Genomic DNA, 13,007 nt, shown 5'->3' with positions numbered 1-13,007 from the left:
TTTATGAATCTACTGATTTATTGATTGACTAATTTACCAATTTACCAATTTACTTAGGAGTATGTATGGCTTCCCCTACACACGCTACCCCTCTAGCTGCCTTGTATGCAGTCCCCATGCATGATGCTATCGCCAGTGGCGATGTCGGCAAAATGTCGGCCATCCGCGACCAGGCACTCGACTACCTGACAGCTGCCGCCGCCATAGAACGCCTGCTGCCAACACTGGACCGCGCCCTGAAAGCCAAGGGCTTGCCACCACAGGCGCTGTATGGTGTCTCCATACAAGACGCAGTAGCCCGTGGCGACCAGGCTGAACTGGCACGTCTGAAAGCAGAAGTGGCTTACTATAGTCGCTTGCTGTAAGGCCTAAGAAAAAACTCCATCATCGCTAGCGGCGGTGATGGAGTTTTTTTATTGAACGCGGAAATGCGGTGACCTCAATGTAGTCGCTCCTGCGCGGGCAATCTCGTAGGTTGGGCTGCGGGGTATCAGCCCAACACTGTGCCTGTGATAAACGTATACGTCATTTAAACGCTGAGTGTTGGGCTGATGAAGCGTAGCCCAACCTACGAAGCTGAAAGCAGAAGTGGCTTACTATAGTCGTTTGCTGTAAGGCCTAAGAAAAAACTCCATCATCGCTAGCGGCGGTGATGGAGTTTTTTATTGAATACGGAAATGCAGTGACCTCAATGTAGTCGCTCCTGCGCGGGCAATCTCGTAGGTTGGGCTGCGGGGTATCAGCCCAACACTGTGCCTGTGATAAACGTATACGTCATTTAAACGCCGAGTGTTGGGCTGGTAAACCGTAGCCCAACCTACGAAGCCTAGCGAGGCGTAGCCCAACCTACGATATTAACGCGGCCCGACCGAACCTACGATACTACCTGCTTCACTACCCCACCTTCTCCGGCGGCGTCACAATCAACACCGAAGGTACGGCCTCAGGATTATATAAGCGCAGATAAAAGTGCCCTATCCCCGCTGTCCCCAGCATCAGGTTAGGTGTTTCTCCCGTGCCCGCCACACCGCAAGGCCAGGGCATGTCTGACTGGCCGTAATGTTGCCAGCCTTCCTGTCCTACCTTTTCAGCGACCTGGCTCAGGTCGGGGCGTTGCAGATATTGTCCTGCCATGATCATCAAGTCAGCATTGCCACAGGCCCCATGGCACAAAGAGAAATTGCCCATGCCATGCACCCAGGGTGCCATCAGGGAGTTGGCGGTGGTTTGTATGGCAGCATGCAATTCCTGCATGAGCATGGCATCATCTGGCATCAGGGCTACATTGCGCAGACGTGACAAGCCTATGCCGGGTGCACCATGGCACCATGCCAGGTTATAGACAGGTGGGGCATCGGTCTGACTGGCATCCATGATGCGCAAGTCTGGCCAGTTATTATGCTGGACGCTGAACAGGCTGCGCTCATAGCGCAGACCTTCACTGGCACCATCGAGGTAGCACTTTTCACCCGTAGCGCGATACAGTTCCAGCAGAGCCGTAACGATGCCTGCCACGCCATGTGAATGCCCGGTCAGGTGTTTTTGCCCTGGCACATGCATGGTTTCCCAAGACCAGCCTGCATCGCTCTTGCTCGCATGTGCCAGTAAATAATCACCATGGGTTTGCGCCAGGGTGATGAAGTCAGGGCGCTGGTGTTCCAAGCCCAGTTTCAACATGGCGGGTATGGCACCGGCACTGCCGCCGATGACATCGATAAACAGAGCATCGGGTGCCTGGTTTGTCAGGCTGGCCATTTCTTGCAGGCCACGGGCGATCAAAGCTTGGTTTTGCAATAATGTGCCTATGCGTACCAGCACATAGGCAAAGCCGCTGCTGCCTGCATAAAAGCCGTTACGCGCTGCGCCCTGCATTTTGTCTGATAGCGACAGGGCCTGATTCAATGCCGCTTCGAGTACCCGCTTTTGTTGCTTGTCTGCGCTGAACTGATATAGCTCTGCCAGGAACAGGGCAATGCCACTCGTGCCCGCATACAGGTCACCGGCAAAGGAGCGATAAGCTGGCATCCAGTTTTGATTCACTGCTTCCATGGACCAGCCCAGCCAGTTACAGCGTGCGCCATCCCAGATGGCATCACGACACAGATTGCGGCCTATGCGGTCAGCGACGTCGAGATAAACTTCCTTGTACGAATTTATTGGAGCAATAATTGATGCGTCCAGCGGTGCATCCAGCGGTGCATCCAGCGGTACGTTAAGCGGTGCATTCATAGATGCAAACCTCCGGTAAATATTGCTGTTTCAAATAAATTGACTGAATAACGATTCAGATAGGGGGTGTGCATATCAATGCCATTCTCAGCAAAGCGTTTTTGCACGGCATCTGCTCTTGCCTCCCTGCTTTGTGAACCGGCCAGCCAGGCATCGACCATGCCTTCGGCCACCAGCCTGCATCTGTGCATGCCAAAACTCTCACCTGTGCCCGGTTCTTCTGCCACGCCTATGCCATCCACCAGGGTTTTGCAAAACATCGGTGTGACGGTGCGCAGCTTGCTGCCCAGGCTGGCATGCAAATCCAGCATCAGTGCCGCTACCATAGGGTAGTGACGTTTGGCGATGTACAGTACAGCAGCATCCGCACGGCGATAGGCACTGGCATCCACCAGGGTTTTATAACGGAAGGGCAGGGCATAACGGTTCAGCTGTGCGGTCAGGCCATATAACAATTCTGCTGCCGCATGGGCAGGCACATTGAAGTAAAAACGTATCAGTTCATAATCATCAAACTGGTCAGACAGGTTGCTGCCAAAGGCATAGTAAAAACCTTGCTGCATATCGGCCGTGCCGGGATAGACACGCAAGTTCACCAGATCACCTGCCACCGCTGCCATGCCCGGCCATTTATTGGCGGCGTATTCACCTGCCATTGCGGTACGGCTGCGTTCACCTTTTTGTATCATGACGCGACCATCGGTGCTTTGTTGATAAATTTTCCAGCCTGGGTCCCAGCGGTCTGCTGTCTGGTTGGCCTGGCTCAAATTAGGCACCAGGCTTTGCGAAGGCAGCATGGCTTCGTCCGCAATATTACGTACATAGTACATGCCATACAGGCTGGTATTGATGGCCGCGATCAGGGCCGCGACTGGATTTGCTTGAGCAGTTGATGATGCAGCGGACATGCTTGGTGTAACTGGCAAGGGCGCACTGTTACCCAGGGCATAGCTATATTGTGAGTGTATCTGCAAGGCGGCATAGATGCCCTGCAATTCTTCATGTAAGGATGTGTCGCTCATTGCAGCTCCCCGCCAAATCCCAGCAGGGCAGTAGCGGCCTGCTGAGGGTTGCGTAAAATGTTTTGACTGACCTGTAACAAGATTGCCGCATGATTGCTCATGCTGGGCGAGTAATACAGGGATTCAAAAGCAGTCTGCACCATGCGTGCCGCACCATATTCCATGCAGCGCAACAGATAGGCCGGTGCCTGTGATTTTTCTATACCTGCTGTTTGTATATAGTTGCGCCAGAAAGCATGGATGGCGGGATACATGCCCTCCAGCGGAAAGTTCGCCTTGTCGACAAAACTGGCGGGATTGAAATCCAGGTGCAGGGGCATGGAATAAATCCACGAAGTCAGATAGGCTTGCAATACTGCCCCTATGTCCCAGCTGGCATCGCCATAATCAACCAGTTCCCAGTCTATGATGCGAAACGACAATTCACCATCGGCACCAGGATAGACCACGCAGTTATCCCATTTCATATCACCATGGATAATGCTGTCATAGCGCCAGCCCTGTGCCAGCCGGGTCAGGTTGTGTTGCAGATCAGGATATTGCCTGATGATGGCCCCGAGTTTTTGCACACCACCACTGAGGGTGTTATTGGCCACCAGGCTGGTTTGGTGGAAGCTCAAAATCCAGGGCACCATGCGTGGAAAATTGCTCAAGTCTTCAGCATGCAAAGTGTTGCTGCGCAGAGTCTGGTGATAACTCCCCAGCGCCGTACCCAGCATCTTGCCCACGCTGGCCGGAAATATTTTTTTGCGGGCATGAAATTCAGTCAGGTTCTCTCCACCTGGCAAGAGTGCGATGGTCAGGCAATGACGTGCCGCATCATGATCAACAAAACCGGGCATCAAGTTTGCCAGTGCCTCATAACCTGGTTTTTGCGCCATGCGGTAACAGGCCGCCTCACGCTGCATGGTCGAGATCGCCATCGGCTCGACTTCCTTGATTTGCTTGACGAACAAGCCACTGCCGTCACGCCGCATGATTTTGTAATTGCGGTTGCGGCGGCCTGCTTCAACCACCATAAAATCACCATCGACGACAACAGCTGGTGGGATAGTGCCACGTGCCAGCAGATAGTGGGCCATATTGGAAGCGGTCAAAAACATTCCTGATTACTCCTGGTATTGCGGCAAACCAAATGGCTTGCCAGTATGCCGAAACCCCAGGTGCAAAAACTTGCACTTGGGGTTTACTAAGGTTGAGCGAATCCACGGTCAGGATTTCCCCTGACCGGTATTGCAGACTTGCTCAAACTACTCAGTACTTCTTGAATTCGCTATGCTGCTTTGTTAGCAAACTCCAGGTACTGTCATTACCGGACCTACCGTCATAGGCAGGCAAGTGCAACCCAGCAAATGCGTAGGTGCTACCGCTTGTGGTTGGCAAACTGTGGCAGCAGTGTGTCCAGGGTGGCAAACAGGAGCAACCGTAGGGCAATGTGGTGGTGCCGACAGCGGTTGATGGCAACCTGGCCAAGCGGTATGACCACAAAGCTGTGGCGTTGCTGTGCAATGCTGTACACCAGTTGGGCCTACCTGTTGTGCACCCAGTGTATGTGGAGGGCACACAAAGCAATGGGTAGCCGCCGTTGGATTCATTGCCTGCGGCTGTTGTGGAGCAGCCTGTTGTGCCTCAATCGTAAAAGGTGGGCAAATGAAGCAATGGGTGTTGGCCGTAGGATGGGTGGTTGGGTGGACAGGGAATTGTGCCTGTTGAGGTGCGCAACCATGCCATGCCGTATTGCCGCAGAATTGAGGCGCTGCCGTGCAATGTTGCACACCAGTCTGACCTATAGGTGGGCAACCATGCCACGCTGTATTACCGCAAAATGCCGGGGCTGCGGTGCAATGTTGTACACCGGTTGGGCCTACATTTGCCTGAGCAGCGAATTGTGCTGGCGCGGCAGCAAAATTCTGTGCTTGTGCCGGTGCCTGGGCTGCCAGGCCACCATGCAGGACTGGTGTCTGGGTTTGTTGCACGATGGTCGTATTTATCGTTGGGAACGGAATATGCTGGGTAGCAGCCACGCATTGTATGCCACACTGAGGGTGGTTATGCGTGATCTGGCAAATCGCAGGAACAGTGGGATGACAAATCTGCGCAACGATAGTCGGTGGCAGGCATTGTGGTGGCTGAGTCACATGGCAAATCACGGGTGAAGTCGGGGGGATGCATTGTGGTGGTACCGTGAATTGATGGCAGATGACAGGTGATGTTTGTGGCAGACACTGTGGCAGCACGGTATGTGGTGTACATTGTGGCAGTATTATTGTTTGTATCGGGCAATTCGGAAACTGAGTAGTCATAGCAAACTCTCCTAATAGTGGCACTACATTTCATGAACGATAAAAAACCAGGGGAACAAACGCATGGCAGCATTTCTTGCACCGCAAGGTGACAATGTTTGCGCCATTCTTCACACATTCGCATGAGAAAAAGGTCTTAAAGCCAAGGACCCTTCACATCACGAATATTTCAATTGGGTGGGCAGCCTGGCCATGCCGTATTGCCGCATACAGCCGCGGCTTGCGTGCAGTTCAATACGCCTGTGGGGCCGCCTGCAACTGCTACCTGGGCAGCATTAGCGGTTGCAGTGGCCTGAGCACTTTGTATTGGGCCGTTAAAGAAACAAAGCTTGGTGTCGGCCACGCTCTTGCCTTTGCGTATCAGCTCGGCATCGGCCTTGACCCAGACATAGGCTGTTTCCAGTGGATTATTGGCAGTGGCGGACGCCGTTGCCGTGTGCAAAATCGCCTCTGCGGGGATTTCATAGTATTCATTCAGTACCGCATTCAGATACAGGCGCGTATACCCTTCCAGTGCAGAGTTGCCCACAAAGCCATTGAGCAAAATCACATCGGGAACATTCGCCGGATCTGCTGCAAGTACTTCTACAAAATTCTTTTCTTTCGCCATCACAGTTCTCCATACGGTTGAAACTGAAATCCACATCAGGGACAGGCTTTTGAAATCCCTGGTACAGGTTTTCAGAAAATTTGGACAACAAACATCAAGGGGCAAAAGCCAGACTCCGCCTCGCCCATCACAACGTCAAACAGACTGCCAGACCACCTTGCAGCTAATGCACGCGACACTAAAACGCAATGACGCGCTCAAACCTGTTTCCAGGTGCCAGATGGAAACCGGCAACCTGGCAAAAAAATGACAACAACCCACCCTGAGCTGGCTGGCAGCAAGCTCAACATTAAAAAGATACTGAAGGGAAAGAAATGAAGGGCAGGAGAATGTTCAGCGCATATGCTTATTACTTTATTTGCATGTCAATTGCCTAATATTAATTTATTATTAATATTTGTCAAGCCATGAATGCGTAACAAATTATTACGGATTTGCTGAGTGGCAATCCTTTTCCAGAAGACATTATTTCCGTTTTTTCGGAGCCAGTTTGTTTTTGTTGGCAAAGCCGATTAGTTTCTCCCATGAAATTTTGTTTTTGCAACAAATTTCAATTCCATTTCCAGGCGCGGCCATGTTGAGATATTGGCCATGCAGGTGATCCATTCGCTTATGAATAGCCTATTCAAAGCAGACAACATACAATGAGTCTTATCGCCAACTTGCCAGAGTTCCTCTGTCGCTTCAGCTCCTGTATGAAAACAGCAAACCTAGCAAAACGAGCACCGATTAAATTAGCCATGTATGCGTTCATCGCCCTGGTTTGTACGGTGCTGGTCGGGAATAGCGTCTGGCAAATGTGGAAAACCTATGACATGGCGATGCGGGCTGGTGATGTGGCGGCGGCTAACCTGGCGCAAGCCATGGCCCAGCATTCTGGTGATACGCTCAAGGCAGTCGACGCTGCCATCCTCTCTGTCATGGACAGGCTGGAACAGGACGAAAACTATCTGCACCAGCGTGACAAGCTCACTCTGTCATTGAAACGTGAGATGGATAATTTGCCGCAATTAAAATTGATGGCGGTGATCGCTGCCGACGGCACTCTGATGGCTTCAGGCAGTGCAGACTTTACCCATATCAGTGATCTCGATCGCGACAATTTCAACTACCACCAAACCCATGACAGCAGTGACTGGTATATCAGCAAATCAGCCAGGGTCATACAGGATGGCAGCTGGGTCTTTTTGATGTCGCGTCGCCTGAATAATAAAAAGGCTGAATTTTCAGGCATGGTCCTGGCGCATATTGACGTGGATTTTTTGCTGAAATACTTCAATAGCATCAACCTCGGTAAAAAAGGTTCTATAGCCATGCTGACAGATGACGGCACGCTGATCCTGCGTCGCCCTTTAATTGTCAGCGCTCTTGGTAAAAAATATGTCAACAGCCCCATCTTTCGGGAACAGATCAATGCCACAAGTTCAGGTACATTTTCTACCACTTCCAAGCTTGACCACATCGAACGCGTAGTCGGTTATAGCAGGCTGGAGCATTTCCCCCTGATTGCCGTGGCGGCCGTATCCAAGGAAGAAGTACTGGAAGCCTGGCGTTCCAGTGCCATCGTCCAGGCCATAGGCAATGCTGGCTTTATACTGATACTGCTGATCTTTGGCGCTGTCATCGTCAGGCAGTTTGAACGGCAATTGCAGGCGACAGCCAAGTTATCACAACTCTCTGCGATTATCGATAGCTCGGATGATGCCATCATAGGCGAAACCCTGGGCGGCATTATCACCAGCTGGAATGGCGGTGCAGAAAAACTCTTTGGCTATAGTGCTGAAGAAGTGCTGGGACGATCCACCAGATTATTGTATGTCGACAGCGATCTTCAGGCGGGCATTGCTAGGCTGAATCACATCATCAAGGGCGAGCGCGTCAGTCATTTCGAGGTGACGGGCATGCGCAAGAATGGCGAAAAGGTTCAACTCTCGGTGGCGATCTCGCCGGTGCATGATGGCGACCATCATATAGTCGCGGCATCTACCATCGCGCGCGACATCTCTGAACGCAAGCAAATGGATAACATGAAAGCCATCTTCATTTCCACTGTAAGCCATGAATTGCGCACACCAATTACCTCCATACGTGGCGCGCTGGGCTTGCTGGAATCTGGCACGCTGACCGAGCTTAGCCCCAAGGCCATGCAATTGGTACGTATCGCCCACAATAACAGCAAGCGCCTGAGCGGCCTGGTCAATGACATTCTCGATATGGAAAAAATTACGACCGGCCATATGCGTTTCGAAATCCAGCGCGTTGACCTGGTAGCTCTGGCATGGCAGGCGATAGAAGCCAATGCCAGCTATGCACAAGATCATCAGACTTCCTTTGTCATGGCTGAATCCCCCAAATCCGCCTGGGTCATGGGCGACAGCGACCGGCTTATGCAAGTGTTTGCCAATCTCTTGTCAAACGCGGCAAAGTATTCGCCCGCACATGAAAAAATACAAGTGCGCATCAAGCATGAAGATGCGATTTTCAAGATAGAAGTGGAAGACCATGGCGCCGGTATTCCTGAAGTATTTCGCTCGCGCATCTTTGGCAAATTCGCCCAGGCTGAAGAGCATGGAGAAAAAAACCTGGGCGGCGCTGGCCTGGGCTTGAATATTACCAAGACCCTGGTCGAAAAAATGGGTGGCAACATAGGCTTTGAATCCGAAGTTGGTGTGCGCACGGTATTCTGGTTTACCTTGCCTGCCTGTACCCAGCGCAGTGATGATGTATCAAACCACTAGCGCTGCATGTCACTCATCTTCATCCTTATCTTCATCTATACCCAATAGACTGCCTATCATCGCCATCCAGCTATCATCATTTGATTCCTGGGCCCATTGATAGGACTCTTGCAAAGCGGCGGCAAACAAATCAGGATTTTTTTGGATGACATCATAGGCTTCACCCGCGCCTGGCCAATTCGGATCTGCCATAAAACTGATGATTTCCAGCTGGCATTGATAGCTGATGGGCGTGGCCGACAAGACCTCAATCAAACCTGGCCAAGTGTATTTTCCTAAACTGACACACTGGCTGACTATCGCCTTCGCGATCTCATCATCCTGTTTTTGATGCTTCAGAAAAGCCAGTGCACGCTGTTCTGCAAAACCTTCCCAGCCTATGCGTTCACACCAGGAACGCAAGGCCATGGTCTGAGGATTGGGCATGGTCCATAGGTTTGCCTTGTCAGTTGTCTGGCCTACCAGTAAATCAACCGGCGATGCCGATTCGCGCTCCTGTATCAAAAAATTCTGATTCAGGGAAAAGCGCGCCAGCACTTCCATTCCCAATGATAAAAATGCCTGACGACGCTGCTCAAAAAAGCTGGCATGTTCAGTTTCATATTGCGCTATCCTGGCATGTATGGGCAGCAGCCTGGCATGCATCTCGGCCAGGATCTCGTCAGGCCCATTGAAAGCCAGATCCTGCTCCAGCACCTGTAACAGTGCAGCGCTATGCAGACTATGCAAGCCTAAAGCACCTGCAGCGGCGTTAAAGTGCACACTGATATAGGGATCTTTCCAGGTGGTATTGCGCACACCATAAAAGGCCAGGGCAGGCGTCTTCTTGATAGCCCATGGCCCAGAGGCTGCGTGATAGCTTTGTTCCTTTGCGCGTGGTCTGTCGCTGGGCCAGCAGAATTCCAGAAATTCAGCCACGTAACGCGACCCGCCATCAACGGGCATGGTGATGCTAAAACTGTTTTCCAGAATTTCTGCGCCATGTTCAAAACGGACAATTTGCGTATTTTGTGTCAAGGGGTCAAATGGACGCTCATCAAGCAGACAAAATTGCCGCTCATCCAGTAGCGGCTTGTACTCGTCCACAGGCGTGTTTTCATTGCCTGCGATGTCGGTAAAGCCTTGCAAAAATCCTTGTAGAATTTCACTCAGATCAAACGCAGGATTCAGGCTGGCCCACAATTCTGCTACGCCGTTTTTTATTTTCAAGATAGGCTACCTTTGAGCTTTCAACGATCAATCATTAAAACTGAACTCATTAGGGTATGCAAGTGTAATAAGAGTGTCCATCTTTATGGAAAGATGGGCATTCTTTAGGGAGAAATAAAGCACTAGCGTCCTAAAACCAGGCTCAATTAATTACCAGGACAAGTTCAGCATAGAGTATGCCCTGCCTCTCGTAAAAGAATGTTGGCGCAAGGCATGTCATGACGCTTGATCAGCAGATGATCTCCGTCATAAGTAGAGACAACGAATACGCCTATGCCATTTTCTGACAAAGGCCTGACGACAGAGAGCACGATGCCGGTTGCGCCGAAGGCGAAGGGGCCAACAAAGCGATAGCATACCCAGTCACGCTCGCTGATTATATCTGTCGGGACACGCTGCGCCAGACAAACGATGGATAATTCATAGGCCGACCGGCAAATCGATACGAAGCCTGCACCATCAGCCCAAGCAGGCAACGCAGCCTCTGCAGCCAGCCGGCTGACGGCGTAGTCTTCTGCTGAAAGTTCTAAAGTAATTTGCTGAATTTCCATTATTGTACCTTTTAAAAAATGATGAGCGAGTAAGCAATGCCCCACATGCTGAGGGCAATTGCCGCATTCAATGCGCGCCAGGCAGCGGGCCGTGAGAACAGCGGTGTCAGCAAGTGTGCCCCCAAGCCGAGTGCGGAGAACCAAAGCACCGATGCCGCCATAGCACCGCTGGCGAATTCATAAGTCTTAGCGCCCACCTGCTGGGCACAGACCGAGCCTAACAAGACCACCGTATCCAGCCAGGCGTGGGGGTTAAGCAGACTAAGAGTCAGGGCCATCAAGAAGGTCTTACTTCTTGACAGTGCGGCATCACTGCCAACGAATACCTGTATCGACGATGGCTGGTAAGCAGATACTGCGGCACGACGACCATATTCCAGTAGAAACAATATGCCAGCGATGCGCATAAGCAAAAGACATTGCGGCATAGCGTCGAGTAATTGGCCCATGCCGCCGACACCAAAAGAAATCAGCAGGATGTCGCATGCCATACATGTCAGTACGCACAAGGCGACATGCTTGCGTTGCAAGCCCTGTTTGAGCAGAAAGGCATTTTGCGAACCTATCGCAATGATCAGGCTGCCACCCATGCCCATACCTTTGAAAAACGCTGTATCCCACATGCTCTCTCCTAAGAAGAATTGAGCATACGGATTTCCTACACATTAGTATAATGAATCATTCTTATGAAATATTAGAAATACTAATGAGTACGATAGACTATCGTGGACTTGCCGCACTCGATGCGATCATAGGCACTGGCAGCTTTGAGCGGGCCGCGCTGGCGCTCTCTATCAGTCAGCCAGCTGTCTCGCACCGTCTGCGCGCCCTGGAAGAATCGGCGGGCGCATTGCTGGTGATCCGTAGCCATCCACCTCAGGCCACAGAACAGGGCCAGCGCCTGATCGCGCACTACCGGCAAGTGCGCTTGCTGGAAGCCTCGCTGCGACCCGGTCCAGGCGCACCAGCAGAGTTGCCGCAACTGGGGATCGCAGTCAATGCCGACAGCGCTGCCACCTGGTTTCCTGAAGCGCTGGCACCCTTATTGACGCCACCTTCATGCTTGATCGACATCCGCATTGATGACCAGGAGCATACCCTGCGCCACTTGTGTGAAGGCAGGGTAGTTGCTTGCGTCACCAGTGCCAGGGAAGTGATTGCGGGTGCAGACATGACGCCGCTGGGCATCATGCGCTACCACTGTGTCGCAGCACCCAGTTTTGCCCGACACTGGATGCCTCAAGGCTTAAGCGTGGAGGCAGTGTCGCGCGCGCCAGCCCTGATTTACAATAAGAGCGACGCCCTGCATGACAGCTTCTTGCGCCAGCAACTGGGGTGGAAGGGGGGATATCCGCATCATACTTTTGCGACATCGGAAGGCTTTGTGCGCTTTATCGAAGCTGGACACGCCTATGGGATGGTGCCAGCATTGCAGGCACGTGCCTCGCTAGCAAGTGGCGCACTATGCGAGCTTGTACCAGGAGTCAGCTTTGATGTACCCCTGGCCTGGTACTGCTGGTCTATCCAGACCGCGCTCACCCGTAACCTCACGGCATCTGTGGTAGAAACAGCGGCCCGCTGGCTGGTCTGAAAAAAATCACATTTTTCGACCTGTCAGTTTTTATTCGACAAGGCCAGCTTGATACCAAAAGAAACAAACATCAGACCGATGAAACGGTTTAGCCACAAGGTGACCGCCTGATTGACACGCATGCGCTGTCTGGCAAATGCTGTCGATACTGCCAGGAAATGACACCAGATCATGCCATTGAAATTAAAAATGCAACCCAATACGATCAGCGCCAATGGTTTGTTGCTGGCATCCGCTGCAATAAATTGCGGTACAAAAGCCAGGAAGAAAATCGCTACTTTAGGATTGAGTACATTCGTCAAAAATCCCTGCATGAAAATCTTGCGATGGCTAAGCAAGGGCTGGCTGGTATTGCCTGCCTGTTTTTGCTCAGCAGACTTTGCCTTGCTTATGAGCATGGATACGCCCACGTACAGCAGATAAGCTGCCCCCGCCAGTTTGACGATGGTGAAAGCCGTCGCAGACGTCGCCAGCAAGGCCGACAAACCCAGGGCCGCTGCCATGATATGCACCAGTGTCCCAGTACCTATACCCAGCGCTGCGGCCGACCCGGCACGCCAGCCCTGCGTCGCACTACGCGTCATAATGAGGATAGAGTCAGGGCCAGGGGCAATGTTAAGCAAGATGTGTGCGTTTGCTAGCTGAATTGACCCTGTCAGTTTGATCCACCTTCCACTTCCTGGCGAAGGCGGCCACCCGGTCATACGACCCTTCAAATCCCAGTTCTTTCAGATCCAGATGAAGTTGTTTCAAG

The 13,007-nt window shown here is 51.9% G+C and carries 12 protein-coding genes; 3 read left to right on the top strand and 9 right to left on the bottom strand.

Going from position 1 to position 13,007, the window contains the following annotated elements; genetic code table 11:
- The first annotated feature begins 65 nt into the window (after positions 1 to 65).
- Positions 66 to 365, top strand: a complete 300-nt coding sequence (locus ACO0LF_RS21825) for a DUF1843 domain-containing protein (protein ID WP_423007718.1) — start codon at positions 66 to 68, stop codon at positions 363 to 365.
- Between the two features lie 529 nt (positions 366 to 894).
- Here the strand turns inward: ACO0LF_RS21825 and ACO0LF_RS21820 are convergent.
- The 5 genes from ACO0LF_RS21820 to ACO0LF_RS21800 all read right to left on the bottom strand — a co-directional run bounded on the left by ACO0LF_RS21820 (position 895) and on the right by ACO0LF_RS21800 (position 6,164).
- Positions 895 to 2,229, bottom strand: coding sequence for a lanthionine synthetase LanC family protein (locus tag ACO0LF_RS21820; protein ID WP_423017857.1), 1,335 nt, complete (start codon positions 2,227 to 2,229; stop codon positions 895 to 897).
- Positions 2,226 to 3,251, bottom strand: a complete 1,026-nt coding sequence (locus ACO0LF_RS21815; protein WP_423017855.1) for a T3SS effector HopA1 family protein — start codon at positions 3,249 to 3,251, stop codon at positions 2,226 to 2,228. Before ACO0LF_RS21815 ends, ACO0LF_RS21820 begins: the two co-directional genes overlap by 4 nt.
- Positions 3,248 to 4,354: a phosphotransferase family protein gene (locus tag ACO0LF_RS21810; RefSeq protein ID WP_423017853.1), complete on the bottom strand. Its 1,107-nt coding sequence runs from the start codon at positions 4,352 to 4,354 to the stop codon at positions 3,248 to 3,250. The genes ACO0LF_RS21815 and ACO0LF_RS21810 overlap by 4 nt, the downstream gene beginning before the upstream one ends.
- 183 nt (positions 4,355 to 4,537) lie before the next feature.
- Positions 4,538 to 5,554 carry a hypothetical protein gene (locus tag ACO0LF_RS21805; RefSeq protein ID WP_423017851.1) on the bottom strand — a complete coding sequence of 339 codons (1,017 nt, stop codon included), beginning with the start codon at positions 5,552 to 5,554 and terminating at the stop codon, positions 4,538 to 4,540.
- A gap of 169 nt (positions 5,555 to 5,723) precedes the next feature.
- Positions 5,724 to 6,164 (bottom strand): hypothetical protein, encoded by a 441-nt coding sequence (locus ACO0LF_RS21800; protein WP_423017849.1) that lies wholly within the window; start codon positions 6,162 to 6,164, stop codon positions 5,724 to 5,726.
- A 695-nt stretch (positions 6,165 to 6,859) separates the two neighbouring features.
- On the opposite strand from ACO0LF_RS21800, the gene ACO0LF_RS21795 reads away from it, so the two are divergent.
- Entirely contained in the window at positions 6,860 to 8,902 is a 2,043-nt protein-coding gene (locus tag ACO0LF_RS21795) for an ATP-binding protein (RefSeq protein ID WP_423017847.1), read from the top strand.
- 9 nt (positions 8,903 to 8,911) lie between these two features.
- Here the strand turns inward: ACO0LF_RS21795 and ACO0LF_RS21790 are convergent, their stop codons facing one another.
- The 3 genes from ACO0LF_RS21790 to ACO0LF_RS21780 all read right to left on the bottom strand — a co-directional run bounded on the left by ACO0LF_RS21790 (position 8,912) and on the right by ACO0LF_RS21780 (position 11,285).
- Complete coding sequence (locus ACO0LF_RS21790; protein WP_423017845.1) at positions 8,912 to 10,111, bottom strand: hypothetical protein; 1,200 nt, start codon at positions 10,109 to 10,111, stop codon at positions 8,912 to 8,914.
- Positions 10,112 to 10,275: 164 nt separating this feature from the next.
- On the bottom strand, positions 10,276 to 10,662 hold the full coding sequence (locus ACO0LF_RS21785) for an ACT domain-containing protein (RefSeq protein WP_423017843.1): 387 nt from the start codon (positions 10,660 to 10,662) through the stop codon (positions 10,276 to 10,278).
- Positions 10,663 to 10,673: 11 nt separating this feature from the next.
- Complete coding sequence (locus ACO0LF_RS21780; protein ID WP_423017841.1) at positions 10,674 to 11,285, bottom strand: LysE/ArgO family amino acid transporter; 612 nt, start codon at positions 11,283 to 11,285, stop codon at positions 10,674 to 10,676.
- Positions 11,286 to 11,368: 83 nt separating this feature from the next.
- Between ACO0LF_RS21780 and ACO0LF_RS21775 the strand changes: the two genes are divergently transcribed.
- Positions 11,369 to 12,253 carry a LysR family transcriptional regulator ArgP gene (locus ACO0LF_RS21775; RefSeq protein ID WP_423017839.1) on the top strand — a complete coding sequence of 295 codons (885 nt, stop codon included), beginning with the start codon at positions 11,369 to 11,371 and terminating at the stop codon, positions 12,251 to 12,253.
- Positions 12,254 to 12,276: 23 nt separating this feature from the next.
- Here ACO0LF_RS21775 and ACO0LF_RS21770 read toward each other — a convergent pair whose 3' ends face one another.
- Entirely contained in the window at positions 12,277 to 12,876 is a 600-nt protein-coding gene (locus ACO0LF_RS21770) for a LysE family translocator (RefSeq protein ID WP_423017837.1), read from the bottom strand.
- Positions 12,877 to 13,007 lie beyond the last annotated feature (131 nt).

Origin of the sequence: Undibacterium sp. Di27W (assembly GCF_049340345.1) — a bacterium.
GTDB lineage: Bacteria > Pseudomonadota > Gammaproteobacteria > Burkholderiales > Burkholderiaceae_D > Undibacterium.
This window is presented reverse-complemented; position numbering and strand designations above follow the sequence as displayed.